The following is a 24,560-nucleotide window of genomic DNA, read 5'->3' on the forward strand; positions in this document are numbered from 1 at the left end:
GCGGTCTACTTCGCGGAGTCGGCCGCCTTCACCAGCGCGTCCTTGGTGACCGCGCCGACGTAGACCTTGCCGTCGTCCGTGATCAGCGCGTTGACCAGGCGGGTCTTGAAGACCGTGCCCGAGCCGAACGTGCCGTTCACCTCGTCGCCGAGGGAGCCCAGGAAGCCACCCGCGGCGCCCAGCTCGCCCATGTCACCGCGCCCGGCGCCGGAGGCCGCGCCCTCGGCCCCGGAGTCGAGGACGGCGACGGAGGTCCAGCCCTCGCCGATGACGTTCAGCCCTTCGAGGCCCTTGGCGAGGTCCTCCTCCTCCGGCCGCTGCGAGGAGTGCTCCGGCGCCTCCACGCTGCCCTCCTCGGTCACCTTCGCGCCCTTGGGCGGGGTGAAGTCGAAGGTCGACGCGGCGGGCTTGGCGAAGCTGACCTGCGTGAAGCCCGCGTCCACCACGGCGGCGCCACCGCTCGCCGGGGTCAGCGTGAACTTCAGCGGCATCCCGGTCTCGGCGTCCACCGCGACGCTTATCGCGCCCACCGTGGAGCCGGACTGCTTCGGCTCGATCAGCAGCTTGTAGGCGTCCCGGCCGGCCACCTGGGCGGTGCCGTCGACGGTCACGGACGTGGTGTCGTCGACCGCCTTCAGCGCCTCCTCGGTCATCCCCTTGGGTGTGGCCGGGGTCTCGTCCGCGCCCCGCTCGCCCCGCTCGACGCCCTCGTCCGAGGTGCCGTGGTAGACCTCGTTGGACGCGCTGTCGTAGCCCCAGACGTCCTTGCCGTTGTGGATCAGGCTGTACTCGGCGGCGTTCTCCAGCAGCGACAGCTTCTGCCTGTCGGGGCCGTCGGCGGCGACGCGCAGGGTGTGCGTGCCGGTGGCCAGCTCGGTCAGCTTCGCCGACGGGTCGGCGGAGGAGCCCTCGCCGCCGCCGGACGGGGTGGCGCCTGACATCAGGTCACCCTCGAGGCCTCCCAGGTCGGGCAGTCCCAGGTCGGTGCTGATCTTCACCGTGCCGGACAGCTGCTCCACGTCCGACGCGGCGATCTTCTCCAGGAGTTCCTCGGCGGTGATCTTCGGCAGGTCGGGGCTGCCGGAGTCGGCCAGGGCGGGGACGAGCCCGATGGTGCCCGCCGCCAATCCCAGGACCGCCGCCGGGACGACGTACCGGGCGGCCTTGCGCCGCCGTGCCGCGCGCAGTTCGTCCGCGTCGGCCACGGCCGTGGTGTCGTCGGATTCGTACGGTGCCATGTGTGCCTTACCTCCGTCGTCGGCGGCGGCTGCCTCGTCGCGTCCTCGCAGGGGTCCCACCCTGAGCCGCCATTCTCACCCGGATCGGTGAGGAGTGGTGTGTTCCCGTGTTCTCCATCTGACCAAATCAGGCGGCAAGATGCGTCAGACCCGGGAGCCAACTCCGCGTACTGCTGGGGTATGACACGACACGACGGCATCACCCCCTACCCGTAGGGGTACGAGGGGAGCCCCGAGTACTACGGGGGTAGCGAGGGCCGGACGAGCGCCCCGCGAAGCCGGCACGGCCCCCACCGGCCCGAAGACCGGCCGGCCGGCCCATCGGCCCCCGGACCGGTCCGACGGCAGAGACCGGGCAGACGACCGGAGCCGGGTCCGACGGCCGGCCCATCGGCCCCCGGACCGATCGGGGCAGGGACCAGAGCCGGACCGGCAGTCCGAGCCGGGCAGGCCCGAAATCGGCCCCAAGGCCGAACCGGGACGGGCGGCCGAAGCCGTCGGACCACCAAGGCACGGCGGACGGCCGAAGCCGTCGGACCACCAAGGCACGGCGGACGGCCGAAGCCGTCGGACCGCTATCCCGCCCGGTGCACCACGGCGTCGCACAGTTCCGTCAGCGCCGTCTTCGCGTCGCACTCGGGCAGCGGGGCGAGTGCCGCCCGCGCCTCCTGCGCGAACCGGACGGTGTCGCGCCGCGCCTGCTCCAGCGCCGGATGCGCCCGGAGCGCGGCCAGCGCCTCCGCGTGCCGCGCGTCGTCGGAGAGGTCGGAGGCGAGCAGCTCGCACAGCGCGACGTCCTCCGCCAGCCCGAGCCGGTCGGCCCGCTCGCGCAGCCGCAGCACGGGCATCGTCGGGATGCCCTCCCGCAGGTCCGTGCCCGGCGTCTTGCCCGACTCGTGCGAGTCGGAGGCGATGTCCAGCACGTCGTCGGCGAGCTGGAAGGCGACGCCCAGGCGCTCGCCGTACTGGGTGAGCACGTCCACCACCGACTCGTCGGCCCCGGACATCATCGCGCCGAACCGGCACGACACCGCCACCAGGGAACCCGTCTTGCCGGCGAGCACGTCGAGGTAGTGCTCGACCGGGTCCCGCCCGTCCGACGCCCCCGCGGTCTCCAGGATCTGACCGGTCACCAGCCGTTCGAACGCCTCGGCCTGCACCCGGACCGCCTCGGGACCGAGGTCCGCCAGGATGTGCGAGGCGCGGGCGAACAGGAAGTCACCGGTCAGGACGGCCACGGAGTTGCCCCAGCGGACGTTCGCGCTCGGCACCCCGCGGCGCACCGCGGCCTCGTCCATCACGTCGTCGTGGTACAGCGTCGCGAGATGCGTCAGCTCCACGACCACCGCGGAGGGCACGATTCCGGGTGCGTACGGGTCGCCGAACCGGGCGGCCAGCATCACGAGCAGCGGCCGGAACCGCTTCCCGCCGGCCCGCACCAGATGCTGCGCGGCCTCCGTGATGAAGGGGACCTCGCTCTTGGTGGCTTCGAGCAACCCTTCCTCGACAGCCGCCAATCCGGCCTGGACATCGGCTTCCAGAGCCTGGTCCCGCACGCTCAGCCCGAACGGCCCGACGACGGTCACGAGGGGTCTCCTGTCTGCTGGTGTCTACTGGCGATTACGCGGAATGTCGATAGGTCGCTGCCTTCACTCAAGTCAGCGTATCCGGTCACGTTTCGATCACCGAGGCCGCCCACCGTTACACCTCAGGCGGTATCGGATCACTGCGGGTATGTTTTTGATCAGTTGATATGAGCAGGTATTTACCGACTTAGCCGGAAGAGGTGCCCCTTGCCCCGCAGCGCCGTCGACACCGGCCCCGAGGTCCGCCCCCTGACCCCCGGCCGCCGTCACCCGGCCGGCCGCAAGCGCGCGGCGAAGTCCGCGCCCGCCGCCCCGGCGGCGACGACCTCCGCGTCCTGGCCGCGCCGCGCTCCGCGTGCGGTCCGCTGAAGCCCTCCCAGGGGTCACGCCCATGCACATCCGTACGTCCTTCCCCTACGAGACGACTCACGAGGACCTCCGTATCCCGCTGCCCGACGGGACCCGGTTGTACGCGCGCGTGTGGCGCCCGATCACCGACGAACCCGTGCCCGCGCTCCTGGAGTACCTCCCGTACCGCCTGACCGACTGGACCGCGCCCCGCGACCACCAGCGCCACCCCTGGTACGCCGGCCACGGCTACGCCTCCGTCCGCGTCGACGTGCGCGGGCACGGCAACAGCGAGGGCACGCCGACGGAGGAGTACTCGGCGACGGAGCTGGGCGACGGCGTCGAGGTGGTGAACTGGCTGGCCGCGCAGGCCTGGTGCGACGGCAAGGTGGGCATGTTCGGCATCTCCTGGGGCGGATTCACCTCCCTGCGGATCGCGGCCCTCGCGCCCGGGCCGCTCAAGGCGGTCGTCAGCGTCTGCTCCCCGGACGACCGTTACGACAACGACGGGCACTACCTGGGAGGTTCCGTCCTGGCGGCGGACATGCACGCACGGGCGGCGACCCTGCTCGCCTTCGCCTGCCGGCCACCCGATCCGCGGTACGTCGGCGACGCCTGGCGGGACATGTGGCTGCGGCGCCTCGAAGAGGTCGAGCCCCTCATCCACACCTGGCTCGGCCACCAGGTGCGCGACGAGCACCGGCGGGCCGGCGGTGCCGTCGACGACTACGGCGCGGTCGAGGCCGCCGTGCTCGCGGTGGGCGGCTGGCACGACCCGTACCGCGACACCGTGCTCCGTCTGGTCGAGCGCCTTCCGGCCGACCGTGTGCGCGGCCTGATCGGGCCCTGGTCGCACCAGTACCCCGACCGCGACCTGCCGCCCGGCCCGGCGATCGGCTTCCTCCAGGAGACCCTGCGCTGGTGGGACCACTGGCTCAAGGGCAAGGACACCGGGGCCATGAGCGAACCCCTGCTGCGGTCGTACGTGATGGACGCGCATCCCCCGGCGCCCCGGTACGGGACGCTGCCCGGCCGCTGGACCGGTGAGCCCGCCTGGCCCTCCCCCCATGTGACGACGGTCACGTACGCCCTCCAGGGCGCGCCCGTACTCGTCCGGTCACCCCAGCACACGGGCGTCGACGCGGGGCGCTTCCTCCCGTTCGGCAGGGAGGCCGACCTGCCGCCGGACCAGCGGGAGGAGGACGCGCGCGGGGCGAGCTTCGACTTCGCGGTGGCGCGCGAGACCTGGGTACTGGGGCGGCCACGGGTGCGGCTGCGGCTGACCTCGCAGGTGCCGCGCGGGCAGGTGGTCGCGCGCGTGTGCGACGTGACACCGGACGGCTCCTCGACGCTGGTGACGCGGGGGGTGCTGAACCTGTCGGCGCGCGAGGGGCGGGGCCGGGCCGTGCCGTGGACCCCGGGGACCACCGAGGACGTCACCGTCGAGCTAGACGGCATCGGATACGCCTTCCCGCCCGGCCACCGCATCCGCCTCTCCCTCGCCTCCGCGTACTGGCCCTGGATCTGGCCCCAGCCGGACTCGGCGGCCGGCTTCACCGTGGATCCGGCCGGCAGCACTCTCGAACTGCCGGTACGCGCGCGTACCGCGGTCCCGTCCCCCACGTTCGAGGAACCGGAGCAGTCCGCACCCCTCGGCGCCGCCGAGGCGGCCACCCTCGACGAACCGCATCCCGAGCGCCTGGTGGTGCGGGACGTGGCCAAGGGCGAGTGGCGGCTGGAGGTCCGTCCGGACCACGGCGACCTGCGCGCGTACCCCGACGGGCTGGAGCTCACCGAGGACACGCTGGAGACGTACACGGTCCGTGAGGCCGATCCGCTGTCCGCCCGCACCCGCTCGGACCGGACGATCCGGCTGCACCGCCCGGAGCTCGCCTGGGACACGACGGTCCGCACGCGTGCGGAGATCACCTGCACCGCGGAGGAGTTTTTGACCTCAAATGAGGCGATTTGCACCTATGGCACCGAGGTGGTCTTTCATCGCACATGGGAGAAGCGCGTTCCACGGACCGCCGGTTGACTAGGACTTGGGCCTATTGCCCGATTTGCCATTCTTCTGCCCGCACGTGAGTTGGCTCACTCGGGCGTCTTCACGAGTCCCTTACACGACTGCCGCGATCCGCCTTTGCGCACGGCCGAGTTGACTCTTTTCGGCTGCAAAGGATCACGAGCGGTCAAGTCGCCTTTCGAAGATCAAATCCCGCGATAGGTGAAACGACCTCTTGTTTCGGACATGTGCTCTCGCATACGTTCCGGGCGAGTCGGGCGGAACGCCGAATCCTGCCGCCGCCCGCGCCACCCATGACGGACTCACTCACCGCACGGCAGGAGCGGGGGACCCAGGTAGGCCGCCGGACCGGACGCCGCACACCACGGCACACCGGAACGGCTCGGGGTGAAGTCGCACTCGCAAGAGGCGGCCGGGCAGCTCCCCGCCCGAACCCGACAGCTCACCTCGCAGGCGCCGGAGAGGACAGTCCCCATGACTGCAAACGGTCAGATCAGTCGTACCCGCACTGCCCGCATCGCCCGCAGGCTCGCCCTCGCAGGCACCGGCGCCGCCGTACTCGCCCTGCCGCTGATCGGCGCCACCAGCGCCTCCGCGGCCGCGCCCACGGCCATGCCCTCGACCGTCAAGTACTACACGAACAACCTCGACGGCTGGATCCGCCAGTCCCTCGACGTCATGGCGCAGAACGGCATTCCCGGGTCGTACAACGGCATCTACCGCAACATCATGCGCGAGTCGTCCGGCAACCCGAAGGCCATCAACAACTGGGACTCCAACGCCGCCAAGGGCACCCCGTCCAAGGGCCTGCTCCAGGTCATCGACCCCACCTTCGAGGCCTACCACGTGACCGGCACGGCGTACGACCCGTACGACCCGGTCGCCAACATCACCGCCGCCTGCAACTACGCGGCCGACCGCTACGGCTCCATCGACAACGTCTTCGGCCCGTACTGAGCCTCGGCCAGCAGCCGTTCGAGGACGACGGCGATGCCGTCGTCCTCGTTCGACAGGGTGATCTCGTCGGCCACCGCCTTGAGCTCGGGGTGGGCGTTGGCCATGGCCACGCCGTACGCGGCCCAGTCGAACATGGGGATGTCGTTGGGCATGTCCCCGAAGGCGATGGTCCGCTCCGGGCTCAGGCCCAGGTGCCGGGCCGCCAGCGCCAGCCCCGTCGCCTTGGTGATGCCGCACGGCTGAAGCTCGACCGTCCCCGGCCCCGACATGGTGACGGTCGCGAGCGAGCCGACCACCGCGCGGGCCACCGCCGCCAACTCGTCGTCCGACAGCGACGGATGGCGCAGCAGCACCTTGCTGATCGGCGCGCACCACAGGTCCTCGCGACGATCGATCCGCACCGCGGGCAGCGTGGGGTGCGGCATCAGATAGCCCGGCTCGATGAGGGTGAGCCCGTCGACGCCGTCCTGGTCGACGGCCGCGTACACCTGGCCGACCTCGGCCTCGATCTTGCCGAGCGCCGTCTCGGCCAGCTCCCGGTCCAGCGTGACGGACCACAGCAGACGATCCGCGCCGACGTCGTACAGCTGGGCGCCCTGGCCGCACACCGCGAGCCCGCCGCCGAGGATCTCCAGCAGCGGCCGTACCCGCGGCGCCGGCCGGCCGGTCACCACCAGATGCCGGGCCCCGGTCGCCGAGACCCGCGCGAGCGCGGCGAGCGAGCGGTCGGAGACCGTGTCGTCGCCGCGGAGCAGCGTTCCGTCCAGGTCAGTGGCGATGAGGGCGTAGTCGGTGCGCGCGTACTCGGTGCGCGCGGCATATGCGGTGGGTGCGGCCATGATCAGAGAATACGGACACCGGACCCCCACCGTTCATTCCCAACTACCTTCCCACTGTCCGCTTTTCACCCCCACGTGGTGCCCGCCGGCTCCTTGATCGTGGTGTTGACGCGGTTGAACAGGTTCGTCAGGGAGACGGCCAGGATCAGCGCCGACAGTTCCCTCTCGTCGAAGTGGTCGGCGACCTCGTCCCACAAGCCGTCCGGAACCGCCTCCTCGGACCGGTCCGCCAGCCGCGTCACGGTCTCCGCGAGGGTCAGCGCGGTGCGCTCGGCGTCGCTGTAGAAAGGCGCGTGCCGCCAGGCGGCGACCGAGGCGATGCGCTCCTCGCTTGCGCCCGCTTTACGCAGATTGTCCACATGTCCGTGGACGCAGGCGCCGCAGCCGTTGATCTGGCTGACCCGCAGCCCGACCAGTTCCGCGACCTCCCGGTCCAGCCCGCTCTCCCCGATGGCCTGGAGGAGCGCCCCGACGCCCTTCAGCGCGCCCGGGAGGACGTACGCCGGGTTCGTCATCCGTGCCTGCATGGTGGTGCCTCCTGTTGTCAGTGACCGGTGCGATCCTTGCCTTCACCGCACTGACGGATCGGGGGCGGTCGTTGTGACGGATCGACGGGACGGATCTTCTGTCCGGCGGCGCGCTACACCTTTCGGGACATTCGGAATCTTTCCGGCCTGTCGGACACTGCCCAAGACAGGTGCCGCCGCCGTAACGTGATCCGCGACCGCATGGACCGCGCGTACGAAAGTGAGGCAGCACCCCATGCCCCCCTTCGATGTCCCCGAGGGCGACCCCTTCGGTCCGCACAACCTTCCGTACGGCGTGTTCTCGCCCGCCGGGTCCGCCGAACGGACCGTGGGCGTCCGTCTCGGCGACCACGTCCTCGACGCCGGCGCGGCGGCACTGGCGCTCGGCTCCCCGTACGCCGAACTGCTGGCCCGCCCGACCCTGGGCCCGCTGCTCGCCGCGGGCCGCACGGCCTGGTCCGACGTCCGGCGCGCACTGACGGCCTGGGTCACCGTGCCGTCCCACCGCGAGTCCCTCGCGCCCCTGATGCACCCGCTGTCCTCGGTGACCCTGCACCTGCCCTTCGAGGTCGCGGACTACGTCGACTTCTACGCGTCCGAGAACCACGCACGCAACGTCGGCCAGATCTTCCGCCCCGACGCCGCGGACTCCCTGACGCCCAACTGGAAGCACCTGCCGATCGGTTACCACGGCCGCGCCGGCACCGTCGTCGTCTCCGGCACCGACGTCGTCCGCCCCAGCGGCCAGCGCAAGGCCCCGGCCGACGCCGAACCGGTCTTCGGCACGTCCGTCCGCCTGGACATCGAGGCCGAGGTCGGCTTCGTGGTCGGCGTCCCCTCGGCGATGGGCACGCCCGTGCCGCTGTCCGGCTTCCGCGACCACGTGTTCGGGCTGTGCCTCCTCAACGACTGGTCCGCCCGCGACATCCAGGCCTGGGAGTACGTCCCCCTCGGCCCCTTCCTCGGCAAGTCCTTCGCCACCTCGGTGTCGGCCTGGATCACCCCGCTGGACGCCCTGGACGAGGCGCGGGTGGCCCCGCCCGCGCGGACGCACCCCCTGCTGCCCTACCTGGACGACACCGAGGAGGAGCCCGGCGGCTACGACCTGCGGATCTCCGTCGCCCTCAACGGCCACGTCGTCGCGGAACCGCCCTTCTCCACCATGTACTGGACGGCGGCCCAGCAACTGGCCCACATGACCGTCAATGGCGCCTCCCTGCGCACCGGCGACCTCTACGGCTCGGGCACGGTCAGCGGCCCCGGCGAGGGCGAGCGCGGCTCGCTCCTGGAGCTGACCTGGAACGGCCGCGACGTCATCGAACTGCCCGACGGCAAGCGCACGTTCCTGGAGGACGGCGACGTCGTGACGATGACGGCCTGGGCTCCGGGCGCGGGTGGCGTGCGCGTGGGGCTCGGCGAGGTGACGGGACGCGTCGTGGCGGAGTGAGGTTTCCACGACAGCGGCGGCTTCGGCGCTGACCGCGACCGCCCGTCACCGTCATACTGACGGCGGGCGGTGCGGTCTGCGGCGCGGGCCTGTGCGGCATGCGGCGTACGCCGTACGCCTTGAGATACGTACCGCACCACACCGCACCGCACCGCACCGACCAGCACCGACCCCAAGCCGCCCCCTCCCGACCAGGATCCGGAGCCCGTGGCATGACCGTCTGCCTGCTCCTGCTGAGCGTCGTCGCCTTGGCCGCCGCCGTACCGGCCCCGGGTGCGCTGGTGCGCGCCGCGTGGCCCGAACGGGAGCCCGTCGTGGGGCTGTGGGTGTGGCAGTGCCTGGTCGCCACGGTGCTGCTGTGCTGTCTGACCGCGCTGGTCCTGGGCGCGGCGGCCGTCTTCCAGACGGTGCGTGACCAGGTCTTCGCGCCCGCCCCGCCGCGCGTTGCCGCCGCCTACGACCTGTCGGCGGCGCCTCCTTGGGCCGCCGCGCTGACCCTGCTGCTGGCCTGCGGTGCCGCGTGGACCACGGCGATGCTGGTGCGCGAGCTGTTCGAGGCCAGGCGGCGTCGCGGCCGGGCCCGCGCACACCTCCGGGAACGCGCCCCCGACCTGCCCGCGGGCCTGCCCGCCGCCCGGGGGCCGCTGCTGGTCCTGGAGGACGAGTACCCCGACGCCTGGTGGATGCCGGGCAGCCCGCCCCAGTTGATCGTCACGACCGGGGCACTGCACCGACTCACCGACCATCAGCTCGATGCCGTCCTCACCCACGAGCGCGGCCACGCCCGCGCCCGTCACGACTGGCTGCTGCACCTGTCCACCGCGCTCGCCACCGGGTTCCCGCGCGTCCCCCTCTTCGCCCACTTCTGCGACCAGACGCACCGCCTGGTCGAACTCTCCGCCGACGACACGGCCTCCCGCCGCTGCGGCCACCTGACCACCGCGCTGGCCCTGATCGAACTCAACCAGCACCGGGGGGTCCTCTCCTGCGCCTCCAGCCATCGCCTGCTCGGTGAACGCGTGGACCGCCTCCTGGAGCCGCCCGCCCGGCTCGACCGCCGGCACCGGGCCCTGACGACGACCGCGGCGGCTCTGGTGCCGCTGCTGCCCCTGCTGATCACGTTCGCTCCCGGGCTGACCGCACTCTCCTGACGACGCGCGCCCCCTGTCCCCGGTGGTGGGCCCCAAGCGGCGGCCGGGGTGGCAGAACCGGCCGTGTCACCGGCGAATCCCCAGCTCAGCGGCGCTTGTCCCGGTCCGCGGACTGGCGCAACACTTCCGCAACACCTCTATCCCTACCGGATCGGTATGGTTCGAGCCATGCCACCGACCGACCGCATCCGGGACCACGCCGGCCACGGCGCGACCACCGTCGCCGCCCACCGCGCGCGGCGCCGGCTGCGCGCCGACCGGGCCCGGCAACTGGCCGACCTGCTCCGCCGCCAACTCCTGTCCGACGCCTTCCCCGGCGGCACGCTCCCGCACGAGTCGACCCTCGCCGAGGAGTACGGCGCCACCCGCAACACCGTCCGCCAGGCGCTCGACCTGCTGCGCGCCGAGGGACTCGTGGCACGCCAACCCGGCGTGGGCACCGTGGTCGTGGCCCGTAAGTACCCCCACGGCCTCGACCGGTTGCTGGGCCTCGCGGAGACCCTGCGGGAACACGGCCGGGTCACCAACGAGGTCCGCACGATGGGACCCGCCCCGGCACCCGCGCCCGTCGCCGAACGCCTGAAGGTCCCGCCCGGCACCGATGTGCTCTACATCGAGCGCCTGCGGCGGCTGAACGGCCTCCCGCTCTCCCTCGACCTCACCTACGTCCCCCTCGACATCGGTACCGGACTGCTGGGCGCCGACCTGGAGAACACGGATGTGTTCCGCCTCCTGGAGGCACTCGCGGGCCGGCCGCTCGGCCACGCCGAGATCACCCTGGAGGCGGTCAGCGCGGACGCCCACTCCGCCGCCGTCCTGGAGGCCCCGCGCGGCGCCGCCGTGCTGATGCTGGAACGCCTCACCCACCTCGCCGACGGCCGCCCGGTCGACCTGGAGTTCATCCGCTTCCGCGGCGACCGCATCACGATGAGCGGTGTTCTCCACCGGTCCCTCTGACCCGCACCGCGCTCCGTTTCCCCAGACCCGCCCCTCTTCGCAGGACCTCCCTGGAGACAGCCATGCCTCTGGCGCCCCAGCGGGCCGACGTGCCCGTGACCATCGACGAGTCCCTGTGCATCGACGGCTGCACCCTCTGCGTGGACATGTGCCCGCTGGACTCCCTCGCCATCGACGAGAGCAACGGCAAGGCCTACATGCACGTCGACGAGTGCTGGTACTGCGGCCCGTGCGCGGCCCGCTGTCCCACCGGAGCCGTCACGGTCAACATGCCCTATCTGCTCCGGTGAGAGGTCCCGACTCCCATGAAACGCACAGCAGTCGCCGCGTCCGCCGCCCTTCTGGCCGCCTCCCTGACGGCCTGCGGCGGCAGCGCCGGGGCCGGTGACGGCTCGACGGTCACCGTCACCGTCGGCTACCAGTCGAAGACGATCAACACCGTCACCGCCGGCACCCTGCTCCGTTCGCTCGGCTCCTTCGAGAGACAGCTGAACGCCCTCGGTGACGGCGTCACCTACAAGGTGGACTGGCAGGACTACGCCACCGGCGCCCCGATCACCGCCCAGATGACCGCCGGGAAGATCGACATCGGCTCGATGGGCGACTTCCCGCTGCTGATCAACGCGGCCCGCGGACAGCAGCTCGACCGCCCCACCCGTCTGGTCTCGGTCACCGGCTACAACCTCCGCGGCGGCCTCAACACCATCGTCACCGCACCGGACTCGCACCTGAGCTCGCTCAAGGACCTGAAGGGCAAGCGGGTCTCCACCAGCGTCGGTTCAGCCGCCGACGGCACCCTGATCCGGGCCCTGCAACGCGCCGGCCTCGACCCCGGCAAGGACGTGGAGAAGCTCAACCAGCAGCCCGCCGTGGGCGCCTCCGCCCTCGCCGCGGGCAGCGCGGACGCCGTGTCGCAGTTCGTCGCCTGGCCGGGCCTGCTCGCCCACCAGGGCAAGGCGAAGGCCCTGTACGACGGCGCGCAACTGAACCTCCCCACCTTTCACGGCGTCACCGCCCGCGAGGACTTCGCGACCCGGCGCCCGGCCGTACTGGAGGCGTTCCTCAAGGCCCAGGCGGAGGCGACCGACTACCTCAACGACCATCCCGTGACCGCCGCCGAGAAGGTCGCGCAGGCCACCGGGCTGCCCGCCGAGGTCGTCTACCTGTACAACGGCGCGCACGGCATCGCCACCTTCGACCCTGCCCTCAAGCCCCGGCTCGTCGCCGCCCTGGAGCAGGACGTGGCGATCCTGAAGTCCACGGGACTGACCGGCGACGTGGACGTGGACGCCTTCGTCGACGACCGGTACGTGAAGCGGGCACTGGGGGCCTCCTACGCCGCCCGCCTCGCCGCGACACCCCCGCAGGCCGCCGGCGAGGTGTGGCACGAGGGTGCCGACAAGACCCGTACCTTCGCCTCCCCCACCGAGCTGCTGCGTCACGTCTCCCGGCACGGGGACGCCGTCCGCGCCGCCTATGTCCCCGACGCCACCACCGGCACCCTGTGGTTCGCCGACAAGGCGGTCTGGGTGGCCGACGGCACGAGGCTGCTGCCCTTCGTCGCCCCGGAGACCGCGCGAGCCCACGTCGCCCGGCACGACGGCGCGCGGCTCGTCACGTACGCCGCCGCGCTGGAGCGCGCCTCGTGACCCGGTACGCGCTGCGCGCGCTCTCGCCGGTCGCGGCCCTCGGTCTGTGGCAGCTGCTGACCAGCCTCGACGTGGACCTGTGGCTGCGCTTCTCGCAGTTCCCCACCGTCACCGACGTGGCCCGCGCCTTCAGCGACCGGCTGGCGGGCCCGGACTACTGGACGGATCTCACCGACAGCCTCACCCGGATCCTCACCGGTTTCCTCTTCGCCGCCGTCCTCGGGGTGGCCGCGGGCGTGCTCGTGGCCCGGTCGAGGCTCGCCGAGGACCTGCTCGGCCCGTTGCTGGAAGTCGTCCGCCCGGTCCCCGCCATCGCCCTCGTGCCCGTCGCGATCCTCCTCTTCCCTTCCAACGAACAGGGCATCGTCTTCATCACCTGCACCGCGGCCTTCTTCCCGGTCCTGGTCTCCACACGGCACGCGGTGCGCGCGCTCACCCCGGTGTGGGAGGAGGCGGTGCGCACCATGGGCGGCGGCCGGTGGCGGATCCTGGGGTCCGTCGTGCTGCCGGGTGCCCTGCCCGGCGTCTTCGGCGGACTGTCCGTCGGCATCGGCGTGTCCTGGATCTGCGTGATCTCCGCCGAGATGATCTCCGGCCAGTACGGCGTCGGTTACCGCACCTGGCAGGACTACACGGTCGTCGACTACCCGGGTGTGTTCGTCGGCATGGTCACCATCGGCGTGCTCGGCTGGGTCACCTCCACGGCCGTGGAACTGGTGGGGCGCCGCCTCACCGGCTGGCTGCCGCGGACCTCCTACGACCCGGGGGCACGGCCCCGACCGCAGCCGGCCCGAGCCCGAGGAGAGGCGTGATGAGCATCCCCTCCGAGACGACGACCGCCCTCGGCCCGCAGGACGGCACCGCCCCGGCCGCCGGCGGCGGCGCCCGGCTCGGGGTGCGCGGCGCCACGCTCGGCCGTCCCGGCACCCCCGCCCTGACCGGCGTCGACCTGGACGTCGCGCCCGGCGAGATCCTGACCGTCGTCGGCCCCTCGGGCTGCGGCAAGTCGACGCTGCTGCGCACCCTCGCCGGACTGCTGGCCCCCCTGGCAGGCACCCTCTTCGAGGACGGGCGCCCGCTGGAGGGACCGTCGGCCGCCCGTGCCCTGGTCTTCCAGGAGGACGCCCTCCTCCCCTGGCGCACGCTGCGCGCCAACGTCGAACTGCCCCTGGCCGTCCAGGGCGTGCCGCGCGCCGTCCGCCGGGAGCAGGCCGGGGCCTGGCTGGAACGGGTCGGCCTGACCGCGCAGGCGGGCCAGTTGCCGCACCGCGTCTCCGGCGGCCAGCGCCAGCGCGCGCAACTGGCCCGCGCGCTGGCCGCCCGTCCGCGCGCCGTCCTGATGGACGAACCCTTCGGCGCGCTCGACGCACAGACCCGCGCCGGGATGCAAAACCTGCTGGTCGGCGTGTTGCGCGGCACGGGAGCGACCGTCGTCTTCGTCACCCACGACGTGGACGAGGCCCTGTTCCTCGGTGACCGCGTCGCGCTCCTCGGCGGCGGCCGGCTGACCGCCGTACGCGACATCCCGAGTCCCCGCGACCGTACGGCGCACGACCACCCGGCCCGCGCGGCGCTGCGCCGCGACGTCCTCCGCTCGCTCGGCACCTGAAAGGCATCCTGGTGAACACCCCCGCGCAGCCCCTGCAGATCCCGGCGCTCGCCACGGCCGAGGAGCTGACCTGCGACGTCCTGGTCATCGGCGGTGGCACGGCCGGCACCATGGCGGCGCTCACCGCCGCCGAGCACGGCGCGAACGTGCTGCTCCTGGAGAAGGCCCACGTCCGCCACTCCGGTGCGCTCGCCATGGGCATGGACGGCGTCAACAACGCGGTCGTCCCCGGCCGCGCCGAACCGGACGACTACGTCGCCGAGATCACCCGCGCCAACGACGGCATCGTCGACCAGTCCACCGTCCGCCGGACCGCCACCCTCGGCTTCGCCATGGTGCGGCGACTGGAGTCGTACGGAGTGAAGTTCGAGAAGGACGAGCACGGCGAGTACGCGGTCCGCCAGGTGCACCGCTCCGGCTCCTACGTGCTGCCGATGCCGGAGGGCAAGGACGTCAAGAAGGTCCTGTACCGGCAGTTGCGGCGGCGGGAGATGCGGGAGCGGATCCGGATCGAGAACCGGGTGATGCCCGTGCGGGTGCTCACCGCCGAGGGGCGGGCGGTGGGCGCGGCGGGCTTCCACACCCGTACCGGGCGGTTCGTCACGGTCCGCGCGGGCGCGGTGATCCTCGCGACCGGCGCCTGCGGCCGCCTCGGCCTGCCCGCCTCCGGCTACCTCTACGGCACCTACGAGAACCCGACCAACGCCGGTGACGGCTACGCGATGGCCTACCACGCGGGCGCCGAGCTCACCGGCATCGAGTGCTTCCAGATCAACCCGCTGATCAAGGACTACAACGGGCCCGCCTGTGCCTATGTCGCCAACCCCTTCGGCGGCTACCAGGTCAACCGCCACGGCGAGCGCTTCGTCGACTCCGACTACTGGTCCGGGCAGATGATGGCCGAGTTCGCGGCGGAGGTCGCGAGCGACCGGGGCCCGGTGTACCTCAAGCTGAGCCACCTCCCCGAGGAGTCGCTCTCCGCCCTGGAGTCGATCCTGCACTCGACCGAACGCCCCACGCGCGGCACCTTCCACTCCGGGCGCGGCCACGACTACCGCACCCATGACGTCGAGATGCACATCTCCGAGATCGGACTGTGCGGCGGCCACTCGGCCTCGGGCGTACGGGTGGACGACCACGCCCGCACGACCGTCCCCCGGCTGTACGCCGCCGGCGACCTCGCCTGCGTGCCGCACAACTACATGATCGGCGCGTTCGTCTTCGGTGACCTGGCAGGGGCGGACGCCGCCGGCTGCACGCCGTACGAGGGCGAGTTGCCGGCCGATCAGCTGCGCGAGGCGCACGAGCTGATCTACCGCCCGCTGCGCCATCCCGAGGGCCCGCCGCAGACCCAGGTCGAGTACAAGCTGCGCCGCTTCGTGAACGACTACGTGGCTCCGCCCAAGTCCGGCGCCCGGCTGTCGCTGGCCCTGGAGTCCTTCGAGCGAATGCATGAGGACATCGCCGCGATGGGGGCGCGCACCGCGCACGAGCTGATGCGGTGCGCCGAGGTCACCTTCATCCGCGACTGCGCGGAGATGGCGGCGCGCGCCTCGCTGGCCCGCACCGAGTCCCGCTGGGGCCTCTACCACGACCGCCTCGACCATCCCCGTCGCGACGACGAGTCCTGGTTCCACCACCTCGATCTGCACAAGTCCCCCTCCGGTGCGATGGAGTTCACGGCCAGGCCCGTGGCTCCCTATCTGGTTCCGGTCGAGGGCTTCGCCCCCGTCGGCGGTGCCTCCCGTCCCCTCGGCGAGGTCCACGCCGAGGACGTGGCCACGGCGGGCGGCCGGGACGCGGCGCCCGTCGCGACCCACGCCGGAGCCGCCACGGCACGCTCCGGCGCCCCGCACCCGGTGCCCGGGGCGACGCCCGGCTCCGGGCAGTCCGCCGCCCGCCTCCTCGAACTGGTCGCCCTCGCCGAGGAGCAGCCAGGACTCGACTCCCTCCGCCCGTACCTGACCGACCCCGTCCCCGCCGTCCGGCGCGAGGCCGTCGCCGTCCTGACCGAGACGCTGCCCCCTGGCACCGGTCCCGCCCTCGCGAAGGCGTTGCGCGACCCCGCAGCGGAGGTGCGCGCCGCCGCCGCGGCCTCCTTGCGCGAGCTGGTGGAGACGCTGCCGCCCGAACCCGCCCTGCGCGAGGGTCTCGCCGCCGCGCTCAGCGAGCCCGACGGGACCGTGCGGGCCGCCGCCCTGGACGTGCTGCGCGCCCTGCGTCTGGGCGACGCCGGTCTGTTCGCGAAGGCCCTGTCGGACTCCGACGTCGCCGTCCGTGTCGAGGCCGTCCGCGCCCTCGTGTCGGTCGACGCGGCCGCGGAGCTGGCCCGCGCGGCGACGGCCGACCCGTCCCGCGAGGTCCGGGTGACGATCGCCAAGGGGCTGGCCACCGTGGCCGCGGACCGCCTGACCGGCGGCACACCGCCCGGGGCCGACCTCGGCGCCGCTGCGTCACACCGCGACGCCGAAGCGGTCCTGCGCGCGCTCGCGGACCTCGCCGGCGACACCGACGCCCTGGTGCGCGGCGCCGCCTACGCGGCGCTGGGCACCACCGGCATCCCCGCACCGCTCGCCCTCCGGGCCCGGGCCGCCCTGTCCGACCCCGCCTGGCAGGTCCGGTCCGGCGCCGCGACCGCTCTGTCGGCGGCGGCTCCCGAGCTGGCCGTCCCGGCCCTGGCCAAGGCACTGGCCGACCCGAACGCCGACGTCCGCAAGGCCGCCGTCCTGTCCCTCACCCAGCACCGCGCCGCGGCGGACGCCCGCGCGGCCTTGGCCACGGCCACGACGGACCCGGACGCGGATGTCAGGGCGTACGCGGCGCGAGCGCTGTGAGACGAGTGGCCCGGACGAAGGGGTCGGACGAAGGGGTCGGACAGGTCGGACAGGCCTCAGGTCCAGTCGTCCGGCTCGGGCTCGGGCTCCGGCTCCGCGTCCGGCTCGGGCCACTCGTCCGCGCCCTGATCCTCGGCAGGTGGCCGCGCCGAGCCGCTCGATCCGTCCAGGGACGCCAGCACCGCCAGCACGCCCTCCCCGTACGTCACCAGCTTCTTCTCGCCGACTCCGCTGATGCCGCCGAGCTCCGCCACCGACCGGGGCCAGGCGGTGGCGATCTCACGCAGGGTGGCGTCGTGGAAGATGACGTAGGCCGGGACGCCCTGCTCGCGCGCCTGCTCGGCGCGCCAGGCGCGCAGCGCCTCGAAGGCCGGCTGGAGTTCCTCGGGCAGCTCCGCCGCGGCGGCCTTCGCCTTGCGCTCGCCGCGCCCGGACGCCGAGGATCCCGCCCGCGCCGCGACCGGCTTCTTCGGCTCCTTGCGCAGCGGCACCTCCCGCTCCCTGCGCAGCACGCCGCCGCTGGCCTCGGTCAGCACGAGCGTGCCGTAGTCACCCTCGACCGCGAGCAGCCCCTGGGCGAGCAACTGCCGGACCACGCCACGCCATTCGCCCTCGCTCAGCTCCTCGCCGATGCCGAACACCGAGAGCTGGTCGTGGTCGAACTGGATCACCTTTGCGGTGCGCCTGCCCAGCAGGATGTCGACGATCTGCACCGCGCCGAACTTCTGCCCCCGCTCCCGCTGCAACCGCACCACCGTCGACAGCACCTTCTGCGCCGCGACGGTGCCGTCCCAGGTCTCGGGCGGTGTGAGACAGGTGTCGCAGTTGCCGCAGCCGGCCGGGTCCGGCTCCTGGCCGAAGTAGGCGAGCAGCTGGCCCCGGCGGCACTGTGCCGTCTCGCACAGCGCCAGCATCGCGTCCAGGTGCGCGGCCGCCCGCCGCCGGAACGCCTCGTCGCCCTCACCGGACTGGATCAGCTTGCGCTGCTGGATGACGTCGTTGAGCCCGTAGGCCATCCAGGCCGTGGACGGCAGACCGTCCCGCCCGGCACGGCCGGTCTCCTGGTAGTACCCCTCCACGGACTTGGGCAGGTCCAGGTGGGCCACGAACCGCACGTCCGGCTTGTCGATCCCCATCCCGAAGGCGATCGTCGCCACGACGACCAGCCCGTCCTCCCGCAGGAACCGCGACTGGTGCGCCGCTCGCGTGCCGGCGTCCAGGCCCGCGTGGTACGGCACGGCCTCGACACCGTTCCTGGTCAGGAACTCGGCCGTCGCCTCCACCGACTTCCGCGACAGGCAGTAGACGATGCCCGCGTCGCCCGCGTGCTCCTCGCGCAGGAAGCCGAGAAGCTGCTTCTTGGGGTCGGCCTTCGGCACGACCCGGTACTGGATGTTGGGCCGGTCGAAGCTCGCCTCGAAGTGCCGGGCCGCCGGCATGTTCAGCCGCTGGGTGATCTCTTGGTGGGTGGCCCGGGTGGCGGTCGCCGTCAGCGCGATCCGCGGCACCTCGGGCCACCGCTCGCCGAGCAGCGACAACGTCAGATAGTCGGGCCGGAAGTCGTGCCCCCACTGGGACACGCAGTGCGCCTCGTCGATCGCGAAGACGGAGATCTTCCCGCGTGACAGCAGGTCCAGCGTGGCGTCGAGGCGCAGCCGCTCGGGCGCCAGATACAGCAGGTCCAGCTCACCGGCGAGGAACTCGGCCTCCACCACGCGCCGCTCGTCGAAGTCCTGCGTGGAGTTGACGAACCCGGCCCGCACACCCAGCGCCCGCAGCGCGTCGACCTGGTCCTGCATCAGCGCGATGAGCGGCGACACCACGATGCCCGTACCCGGTCTGACCAGGGCCGGAATCTGGTAGCAGAGGGACTTGCCGCCACCGGTCGGCATGAGGACGACGGCGTCGCCACCGGCCACCACATGCTCGATGACCGCTTCCTGCTCCCCACGGAAGGCCTCGTACCCGAAGACCTTGTGGAGTGCAGCCAACGCCTCACTCTCAGCTACCGCCATGACACTACCCCGCCTGTCCCACCCATCGCCGTGCCCCCGTACGTCGCCTCTCGACCACTGCGTCCACGATAGGCGCCCGCACCGACAGCCCCGGAGTTATCCACAGGCTTCCTCCGAGCCCGGGCAACGGAACGGCCCTCCCCGGTCGACGAGGAGGGCCGCTGCGGACGGGGGTGCGTCAGCGCACGAACACCCCCGCGTTCCCCGCCAGCTCCAGGAAGTACTGCGGCGCCACACCCAGCACCAGCGTGACCACCACGCCCATCCCGATCGCCGTCACCGTCAGGGGCGACGGCACCGCGACCGTCGGGCCCTCCGGCTTCGGGTCGCTGAAGAACATGAGGACGATCACCCGGATGTAGAAGAACGCGGCGATCGCGGACGAGATCACACCGATCACCACCAGTGGCCCCGCGCCGCCCTCCGCCGCCGCCTTGAACACGGCGAACTTCCCGGCGAAGCCGGAGGTCAGCGGGATACCGGCGAAGGCCAGCAGGAAGATCGCGAACACGGCCGCCACCAGGGGCGACCTGCGTCCGAGCCCTGCCCACTTGGACAGGTGCGTCGCCTCGCCGCCGGCGTCCCGCACCAGCGTCACCACCGCGAACGCACCGATCGTCACGAACGAGTACGCCAGCAGGTAGAAGAGCACGGAGGACACACCGTCGGGCGTCGTCGCGATGACACCCGCGAGGATGAACCCCGCGTGCGCGATCGACGAGTACGCCAGCAGCCGCTTGATGTCGGTCTGTGTGATCGCGACGATCGCGCCGCCCAGCATGGTGACGATCGCGACGCCCCACATCACCGGCCGCCAGTCCCAGCGCAGGCCGGGCAGCACGACGTACAGGATCCGCAGCAGCGCGCCGAACGCGGCCACCTTCGTCGCCGCCGCCATGAAGCCCGTCACCGGCGTCGGCGCGCCCTGGTACACGTCGGGCGTCCACATGTGGAACGGCACCGCGCCCACCTTGAACAGCAGCCCCATCACGATCAGCGCGGTGCCGATCAGCAGCAGCACGTCGTGGCCCATGGTGCTCGCGAGGGCGGGGGTGATGTCGGTCAGGGTGCCGTCGACGACCTGCGCGATCGTGCCGTACGACATCGAGCCGGAGTAGCCGTACAGCATGGCGATCCCGAACAGCGTGAACGCGGAGGCGAACGCGCCGAGCAGGAAGTACTTGACCGCCGCCTCCTGCGACATCAGCCGCTTGCGGCGGGCCAGGGCGCACATCAGGTACAGCGGCAGCGAGAAGACCTCCAGCGCCACGAACAGCGTCAGCAGGTCGTTGGCCGCCGGGAAGAGCAGCATCCCGGAGACCGCGAAGAGCAGCAGCGGGAAGACCTCGGTGGTGGTGAAGCCCGCCTTGACCGCGGCCTTCTCGCTGTCGCTGCCGGGCACCGACGCCGCCTGGGCGGCGAAGGAGTCGACCCGGTTGCCGTGCGTGGCGGGGTCGAGCCGCCGCTCGGCGAAGGTGAACAGGGCGACCAGCGCGGACAGCAGGATCGTGCCCTGCAGGAACAGCGCCGGTCCGTCGACCGCGACCGCGCCCATCGCCGCGATCTGCGCCTTCGTGGTGCCGTACCCGTCCGCCGCGAGGGCGACGACCGCCGCGAAACCGGCGGCCAGACCCACGGCGGACACGAACATCTGCGCGTAGTAACGGGACTTGCGCGGGACGAACGCCTCGACCAGCACCCCGATGATCGCCGCGCCGATCACGATCAGCATGGGTGACAGCTGGGCGTACTCGATCTTCGGCGCGTCGATCTTGGCGATCGGATCCGCCGCGGTTGTCCACAGGCTGTGGACGGCTGTTGCGCTCACTTGGCCGCCTCCACCTCGGGCCGGGGGTCCTGCTTCTGTACGTCGGACATGGTCTGCTTCACCGCCGGGTTGACGATGTCCGTGAGGGGCTTCGGATAGACGCCCAGGAAGATCAGCAACGCCACCAGCGGGGCCACCACCACGAGCTCACGCACCCTGAGGTCCGGCATCGCGGACACCGCCGGCTTCACCGGGCCCGTCATCGTCCGCTGGTACAGGACGAGGGTGTAGAGCGCGGCGAGGACGATGCCGAAGGTGGCGATGATGCCGATCACCGGATAGCGCGCGAACGTGCCCACCAGGACCAGGAATTCACTGACGAAGGGCGCGAGCCCGGGCAGCGACAGGGTCGCCAGGCCGCCGATGAGGAAGGTGCCGGCGAGCACCGGAGCGACCTTCTGGACCCCGCCGTAGTCCGCGATCAGGCGCGAGCCCCGCCGCGAGATCAGGAAGCCGGCCACCAGCATCAACGCGGCCGTCGAGATGCCGTGGTTGACCATGTACAGCGTCGCGCCCGACTGGCCCTGGCTGGTCATCGCGAAGATGCCCATGACGATGAAGCCGAAGTGCGAGATCGACGCGTACGCGATCAGGCGCTTCATGTCCCGCTGGCCGACGGCGAGCAGCGCCCCGTACACGATGCTGATCAGCGCCAGTACGAGGATGACGGGCGTCGCCCACTTCGAGGCCTCCGGGAACAGCTGGAGGCAGAAGCGGAGCATCGCGAAGGTCCCCACCTTGTCCACGACCGCCGTGATCAGCACGGCGACCGGGGCGGTCGACTCCTGCATGGCGTTGGGCAGCCAGGTGTGCAGCGGCCACAGCGGCGCCTTCACCGCGAAGGCGAAGAAGAAGCCGAGGAACAGCCAGCGTTCGGTGCTGGTCGACATCTCCAGCGAGCCGTTCGCCCGGGCCTCGGCGATCTCGGTCAGGGAGAAGTTCCCCGCGACCACGTAGAGGCCGATCACCGCGGCCAGCATGATCAGACCGCCGACCAGGTTGTAGAGCAGGAACTTCACCGCGGCGTACGACCGCTGCGTCGACGCCACCTGCTCACCGTGCTCGTGGGCGCGGTCCCCGAAGCCTCCGATGAGGAAGTACATCGGGATGAGCATGGCCTCGAAGAAGATGTAGAAGAGGAAGACGTCGGTGGCCTCGAAGGAGAGGATCACCATCGCCTCGACGGCCAGGATCAGCGCGAAGAAGCCCTGCGTGGGCCGCCACCGCCTGCTGCCCGTCTCCAGCGGGTCGGCGTCGTGCCAGCCCGCGAGGACGATGAACGGGATCAGCAGCGCGGTGAGCGCGATGAGCACCACCGCGATGCCGTCCACACCCAGCTCGTAGCGGACGCCGAACTCGGCGATCCAGGCGTGCGACTCGGTGAGCTGGTAGCGGTCGCCGTCCGGTTCGAAGCGGACCAGCACCGTGATGGCGAGGGCGAGCGTGGCGAGCGAGACGAGCAGCGCCAGCCACTTGGCGGCGGTGCGCCGCGCCGCCGGGACGGCGGCCGTGGCGATCGCCCCCAGCGCCGGGAGCGCCGCTGTCGCTGTCAGCAGAGGAAAGGACATCGGTATCAGACCGCCCTCATCAGCAGGGTCGCGGCAACGAGGACCGCCGCGCCGCCGAACATCGAGACCGCGTACGACCGCGCGAAGCCGCTCTGCAGCTTGCGCAGCCGCCCGGACAGGCCGCCGACCGAGGCCGCCGTGCCGTTGACGACTCCGTCGACCAGGGTGTGGTCGACGTACACCAGGGACCGCGTCAGGTGCTCGCCGCCACGGACCAGGACGACATGATTGAAGTCGTCCTGGAGCAGGTCGCGACGGGCGGCCCGGGTGAGCAGCGACCCGCGCGGGGCGACGACCGGGACCGGACGGCGGCCGTACTGCGCGTACGCGACCGCGACACCGATCACCATCACGGCCACCGTGGACAGCGTGACCGTCAGCGCGCTGACCGGCGGGTGCCCGTGCTCGTAGCCGGTGACCGGCTCCAGCCAGTGCACGAAGCGCTCGCCGATGCTGAAGAACCCGCCGGCGAAGACCGACCCGAAGGCCAGCACGATCATCGGGATCGTCATGGACCGGGGCGACTCGTGCGGGTGCGGCTCGGCGTGCTCGCCGTGGGTGCGGGCGGCGGGCTCCACGTCGGGCTCGGCCGGGGACGCGGTCGCCGCGTGCCGCCAGCGCTCCTCCCCGAAGAACGTCATCAGCATCACGCGCGTCATGTAGTACGCGGTGATGGCCGCGCCGAGCAGGGCGCAGGCGCCGAGGATCCAGCCCTCGGTGCCCCCCTTGGCGAACGCCGCCTCGATGATCTTGTCCTTGGAGAAGAAGCCGGACAGGCCCGGGAAACCGATGATCGCGAGGTAGCCGAGGCCGAACGTGACGAAGGTGATCGGCATGTACTTGCGCAGCCCGCCGTACTTGCGCATGTCGACCTCGTCGTTCATGCCGTGCATGACCGAACCGGCGCCGAGGAACAGCCCGGCCTTGAAGAAGCCGTGCGTCACCAGGTGCATGATCGCGAAGGCGTAGCCGATGGGACCGAGGCCGGCGGCGAGGACCATGTAGCCGATCTGCGACATGGTCGAGCCGGCCAGCGCCTTCTTGATGTCGTCCTTGGCGCAACCGACGATCGCACCGAACAGGAGCGTGACCGCGCCGACGATCGTGACGACCAACTGGGCGTCGGGCGCGGCGTTGAAGAGCGCTCCGGAGCGGACGATCAGGTACACGCCCGCCGTCACCATGGTCGCGGCGTGGATCAGGGCCGAGACCGGGGTCGGGCCCTCCATCGCGTCCCCGAGCCAGGACTGCAGCGGCACCTGGGCGGACTTGCCGCAGGCGGCGAGCAGCAGCATCAGGCCGATCGCCGTGAGCATGCCCTCGGAGGTGTCGCCGACGAGGCCCGGCTCGTCGTGACCGCCGAGCACCGGCCCGAACGCGAACGTCCCGAAGGTCGTGAACATCAGCATGATCGCGATCGACAGACCCATGTCACCGACGCGGTTGACCAGGAAGGCCTTCTTGGCGGCGGTGGCGGCGCTGGGCTTGTGCTGCCAGAAGCCGATCAGCAGGTAGGAGGCGAGACCGACGCCTTCCCAGCCGACGTACAGCAGGAGGTAGTTGTCGGCGAGGACCAGCAGCAGCATCGCCGCGAGGAACAGGTTCAGGTAGCCGAAGAAGCGGCGGCGCCGCTCGTCGTGCTCCATGTACCCGATCGAGTACAGGTGGATCAGCGAGCCGACGCCCGTGATCAGCAGGACGAACGTCATCGACAGCTGGTCGAGTTGGAAGGCGACGTCGGCCTGGAAGCCTTCGACGGGGATCCAGCTGAACAGGTGCTGTGTCAGCGTCCGTTCTTCCGCGCCCTTGCCCAGCAGATCGGCGAAGAGGACCGCGCCGAGGGCGAAGGAGACGAACGCGAGGACCGTGCCGATCCAGTGGCCGACGGCGTCGAGCCGTCGGCCGCCGCACAGCAGGACGGCCGCTCCGAGCAGGGGCGCCGCGATCAGCAGCGCAATCAGGTTCTCCACTTCAGCGACCC

Annotated in this window: 19 protein-coding genes and 1 riboswitch; of the genes, 11 read left to right on the forward strand and 8 right to left on the reverse strand. The window is 71.8% G+C overall.

Annotated elements, in window-relative coordinates; all coding sequences use genetic code 11:
* Positions 1–5: 5 nt before the first annotated feature.
* The gene (locus tag ACZ7LV_RS23230) at positions 6–1,238 is read right to left on the reverse strand and encodes a LolA family protein (RefSeq protein WP_471941789.1); all 1,233 of its coding nucleotides are present in this window, start codon (positions 1,236–1,238) and stop codon (positions 6–8) included.
* Positions 1,239–1,813: 575 nt separating this feature from the next.
* The gene (locus tag ACZ7LV_RS23235; protein ID WP_471941791.1) at positions 1,814–2,824 is read right to left on the reverse strand and encodes a polyprenyl synthetase family protein; all 1,011 of its coding nucleotides are present in this window, start codon (positions 2,822–2,824) and stop codon (positions 1,814–1,816) included.
* A 207-nt stretch (positions 2,825–3,031) separates the two neighbouring features.
* Between ACZ7LV_RS23235 and ACZ7LV_RS23240 the strand changes: the two genes are divergently transcribed.
* From ACZ7LV_RS23240 to ACZ7LV_RS23250, 3 genes are all read left to right on the forward strand, one after another.
* Complete coding sequence (locus ACZ7LV_RS23240; protein WP_471941792.1) at positions 3,032–3,193, forward strand: hypothetical protein; 162 nt, start codon at positions 3,032–3,034, stop codon at positions 3,191–3,193.
* Between the two features lie 22 nt (positions 3,194–3,215).
* A complete protein-coding gene (locus ACZ7LV_RS23245) occupies positions 3,216–5,210 on the forward strand; it encodes a CocE/NonD family hydrolase (RefSeq protein ID WP_471941793.1) in 1,995 nt (664 codons plus the stop codon).
* A gap of 281 nt (positions 5,211–5,491) precedes the next feature.
* Positions 5,492–5,669, forward strand: a riboswitch (cyclic di-AMP (ydaO/yuaA leader).
* Between the two features lie 3 nt (positions 5,670–5,672).
* Positions 5,673–6,155, forward strand: coding sequence for a transglycosylase SLT domain-containing protein (locus ACZ7LV_RS23250; RefSeq protein WP_471941795.1), 483 nt, complete (start codon positions 5,673–5,675; stop codon positions 6,153–6,155).
* Here the strand turns inward: ACZ7LV_RS23250 and ACZ7LV_RS23255 are convergent.
* The gene (locus tag ACZ7LV_RS23255; RefSeq protein WP_471941797.1) at positions 6,119–6,994 is read right to left on the reverse strand and encodes an HAD family hydrolase; all 876 of its coding nucleotides are present in this window, start codon (positions 6,992–6,994) and stop codon (positions 6,119–6,121) included. The genes ACZ7LV_RS23250 and ACZ7LV_RS23255 overlap by 37 nt on opposite strands.
* Before the next feature lie 65 nt (positions 6,995–7,059).
* Entirely contained in the window at positions 7,060–7,521 is a 462-nt protein-coding gene (locus ACZ7LV_RS23260; protein ID WP_471941798.1) for a carboxymuconolactone decarboxylase family protein, read from the reverse strand.
* A gap of 235 nt (positions 7,522–7,756) precedes the next feature.
* Here ACZ7LV_RS23260 and fahA point away from each other — a divergent pair, with 235 nt between their 5' ends.
* From fahA to ACZ7LV_RS23300, 8 genes are all read left to right on the forward strand, one after another.
* Entirely contained in the window at positions 7,757–8,968 is a 1,212-nt protein-coding gene (fahA, locus tag ACZ7LV_RS23265) for a fumarylacetoacetase (RefSeq protein WP_471941800.1), read from the forward strand.
* 212 nt (positions 8,969–9,180) lie between these two features.
* A complete protein-coding gene (locus ACZ7LV_RS23270; protein ID WP_471941801.1) occupies positions 9,181–10,119 on the forward strand; it encodes a M56 family metallopeptidase in 939 nt (312 codons plus the stop codon).
* A 168-nt stretch (positions 10,120–10,287) separates the two neighbouring features.
* On the forward strand, positions 10,288–11,076 hold the full coding sequence (locus tag ACZ7LV_RS23275; protein ID WP_471941803.1) for a GntR family transcriptional regulator: 789 nt from the start codon (positions 10,288–10,290) through the stop codon (positions 11,074–11,076).
* A gap of 62 nt (positions 11,077–11,138) precedes the next feature.
* The gene (locus ACZ7LV_RS23280; protein WP_471941805.1) at positions 11,139–11,366 is read left to right on the forward strand and encodes a 4Fe-4S dicluster domain-containing protein; all 228 of its coding nucleotides are present in this window, start codon (positions 11,139–11,141) and stop codon (positions 11,364–11,366) included.
* 15 nt (positions 11,367–11,381) lie between these two features.
* Positions 11,382–12,725 carry an ABC transporter substrate-binding protein gene (locus ACZ7LV_RS23285; protein ID WP_471941806.1) on the forward strand — a complete coding sequence of 448 codons (1,344 nt, stop codon included), beginning with the start codon at positions 11,382–11,384 and terminating at the stop codon, positions 12,723–12,725.
* Positions 12,722–13,537, forward strand: coding sequence for an ABC transporter permease (locus tag ACZ7LV_RS23290; RefSeq protein ID WP_471941808.1), 816 nt, complete (start codon positions 12,722–12,724; stop codon positions 13,535–13,537). The genes ACZ7LV_RS23285 and ACZ7LV_RS23290 overlap by 4 nt, the downstream gene beginning before the upstream one ends.
* Positions 13,537–14,334 (forward strand): ABC transporter ATP-binding protein, encoded by a 798-nt coding sequence (locus ACZ7LV_RS23295; RefSeq protein ID WP_471941811.1) that lies wholly within the window; start codon positions 13,537–13,539, stop codon positions 14,332–14,334. Before ACZ7LV_RS23290 ends, ACZ7LV_RS23295 begins: the two co-directional genes overlap by 1 nt.
* Before the next feature lie 11 nt (positions 14,335–14,345).
* Complete coding sequence (locus ACZ7LV_RS23300) at positions 14,346–17,168, forward strand: fumarate reductase/succinate dehydrogenase flavoprotein subunit (RefSeq protein ID WP_471941812.1); 2,823 nt, start codon at positions 14,346–14,348, stop codon at positions 17,166–17,168.
* Positions 17,169–17,224: 56 nt separating this feature from the next.
* Here the strand turns inward: ACZ7LV_RS23300 and recQ are convergent, their stop codons facing one another.
* The 4 genes from recQ to nuoL all read right to left on the reverse strand — a co-directional run bounded on the left by recQ (position 17,225) and on the right by nuoL (position 24,549).
* A complete protein-coding gene (gene recQ, locus ACZ7LV_RS23305) occupies positions 17,225–19,183 on the reverse strand; it encodes a DNA helicase RecQ (protein ID WP_471941814.1) in 1,959 nt (652 codons plus the stop codon).
* 178 nt (positions 19,184–19,361) lie between these two features.
* Positions 19,362–21,011 (reverse strand): NADH-quinone oxidoreductase subunit NuoN, encoded by a 1,650-nt coding sequence (gene nuoN, locus ACZ7LV_RS23310; protein ID WP_471941816.1) that lies wholly within the window; start codon positions 21,009–21,011, stop codon positions 19,362–19,364.
* The gene (locus ACZ7LV_RS23315) at positions 21,008–22,579 is read right to left on the reverse strand and encodes an NADH-quinone oxidoreductase subunit M (RefSeq protein WP_471941817.1); all 1,572 of its coding nucleotides are present in this window, start codon (positions 22,577–22,579) and stop codon (positions 21,008–21,010) included. Before ACZ7LV_RS23315 ends, nuoN begins: the two co-directional genes overlap by 4 nt.
* A 5-nt stretch (positions 22,580–22,584) precedes the next feature.
* Positions 22,585–24,549: an NADH-quinone oxidoreductase subunit L gene (gene nuoL, locus ACZ7LV_RS23320; RefSeq protein ID WP_471941819.1), complete on the reverse strand. Its 1,965-nt coding sequence runs from the start codon at positions 24,547–24,549 to the stop codon at positions 22,585–22,587.
* Between the last annotated feature and the right edge of the window lie 11 nt (positions 24,550–24,560).

It is taken from the genome of Streptomyces sp. NPDC107562 (assembly GCF_055657325.1).

Bases quoted from the DNA above. Each gene is read 5' to 3' on its own strand.
- ACZ7LV_RS23270 (WP_471941801.1), top strand. From the start codon at position 9,181: ATGACCGTCTGCCTGCTCCTGCTGAGCGTCGTCGCCTTGGCCGCCGCC.
- ACZ7LV_RS23280 (WP_471941805.1), top strand. From the start codon at position 11,139: ATGCCTCTGGCGCCCCAGCGGGCCGACGTGCCCGTGACCATCGACGAG.
- fahA (WP_471941800.1), top strand. From the start codon at position 7,757: ATGCCCCCCTTCGATGTCCCCGAGGGCGACCCCTTCGGTCCGCACAAC.
- ACZ7LV_RS23260 (WP_471941798.1), bottom strand. From the start codon at position 7,521: ATGCAGGCACGGATGACGAACCCGGCGTACGTCCTCCCGGGCGCGCTG.
- ACZ7LV_RS23275 (WP_471941803.1), top strand. From the start codon at position 10,288: ATGCCACCGACCGACCGCATCCGGGACCACGCCGGCCACGGCGCGACC.
- ACZ7LV_RS23285 (WP_471941806.1), top strand. From the start codon at position 11,382: ATGAAACGCACAGCAGTCGCCGCGTCCGCCGCCCTTCTGGCCGCCTCC.
- ACZ7LV_RS23255 (WP_471941797.1), bottom strand. From the start codon at position 6,994: ATGGCCGCACCCACCGCATATGCCGCGCGCACCGAGTACGCGCGCACC.
- ACZ7LV_RS23295 (WP_471941811.1), top strand. From the start codon at position 13,537: ATGAGCATCCCCTCCGAGACGACGACCGCCCTCGGCCCGCAGGACGGC.
- ACZ7LV_RS23245 (WP_471941793.1), top strand. From the start codon at position 3,216: ATGCACATCCGTACGTCCTTCCCCTACGAGACGACTCACGAGGACCTC.
- recQ (WP_471941814.1), bottom strand. From the start codon at position 19,183: ATGGCGGTAGCTGAGAGTGAGGCGTTGGCTGCACTCCACAAGGTCTTC.
- ACZ7LV_RS23250 (WP_471941795.1), top strand. From the start codon at position 5,673: ATGACTGCAAACGGTCAGATCAGTCGTACCCGCACTGCCCGCATCGCC.
- ACZ7LV_RS23230 (WP_471941789.1), bottom strand. From the start codon at position 1,238: ATGGCACCGTACGAATCCGACGACACCACGGCCGTGGCCGACGCGGAC.
- ACZ7LV_RS23315 (WP_471941817.1), bottom strand. From the start codon at position 22,579: ATGTCCTTTCCTCTGCTGACAGCGACAGCGGCGCTCCCGGCGCTGGGG.